Consider the following 1,252-nt stretch of genomic DNA (forward strand, 5'->3'; position numbering starts at 1 on the left):
CTGTTGGTGCAATTGCCGCCCGAGGTGAAAGTGTAGGTGATCGTGTGCGTGCCCGTGCCCGCGTCGCTCGGCGTGAAGAGGCCCGCGGAAGTCACGCCATCGCCGGAGAATGTTCCTCCCGCGGGCGAAACAAAAGCGGTGAGATCGACCGCAGCGGCATTCACGCAATACGGTCCGGCGGGATTGAATGTGACCGTCGGCAGTGTTTCAACCGTGATGTTCTGGCTGGCGCTGTTCGTGCAATTGTTGCCGTCGGTGAAGGAATACGTGATCGTGTGCGTGCCAATACCCGCACTGCTCGGCGTGAAAATTCCTGCAGCGGTCACACCGTTGCCGGAGAAGGTTCCTCCCGCAGGCGCAACGAAGCTCGTCAAGTCCACCGCCGGACTATTCACGCAATACGGCCCGGCGGGATCGAACGTCACTGCCGGCAGCGGATTCACAACGATGTTCTGACTCGCGGTGTTCGTGCAACTGTTGCCGTCGGTGAAGGAATACGTGATCGTGTGCGTGCCGGCGCCGGCGTCGCTCGGCGTGAAGATGCCTGCCGCAGTCACGCTGTTGCCGGAGAAAGTTCCGCCGCTGGGCGAAACATAACTTGTCAAATCAAGCGCAGCAGCATTCACGCAAACCGCACTCACGGCATTGAATGTAACGCTCGGCAGAGGATTGACGACGATGTTCTGACTCGCGCTGTTGGTGCAATTGCCGCCCGAGGTGAAAGTGTAGGTGATCGTATGCGTGCCCGTGCCCGCGTCGCTCGGCGTGAAGAGGCCCGCGGAAGTCACGCCGTTGCCGGAGAAGGTTCCACCGCTGGGAGAAACAGAAGCGGTGAGATCGACCGCGGCGGCATTCACGCAATACGGCCCGGCTGGGTTGAACGTCACCGTCGGCAGTGTTTCAATCGTGATGTTTTGGCTCGCGCTGTTCGTGCAGTTGTTGCCGTCGGTGAAGGAATACGTGATCGTGTGCGTGCCAATACCCGCACTGCTCGGCGTGAAAATTCCTGCAGCGGTCACACCGTTGCCGGAGAAGATTCCTCCCGCAGGCGCAACGAAGCTCGTCAAGTCCACCGCCGGACTATTCACGCAATACGGCCCGGCGGGATCGAACGTCACCGCCGGCAGCGGATTCACGACGATGTTCTGACTCGCGGTGTTCGTGCAACTGTTGCCGTCGGTGAAGGAATACGTGATCGTGTGCGTGCCCGTGCCCGCGTCGCTCGGCGTGAAGATGCCTGCCGCAGTCACGC

At 60.9% G+C, this 1,252-nt stretch carries 1 protein-coding gene; it reads right to left on the bottom strand.

Annotation, left to right across the window (positions count from 1 at the left end):
* Positions 1-1,252, bottom strand: a 1,252-nt coding sequence (locus L6R21_27965; GenBank protein ID MCK6563046.1) for a hypothetical protein, incomplete at both ends; no start/stop codon positions are given.

Source organism: bacterium (genome assembly GCA_023150945.1).
Lineage (GTDB): Bacteria > Zhuqueibacterota > Zhuqueibacteria > Zhuqueibacterales > Zhuqueibacteraceae > Coneutiohabitans.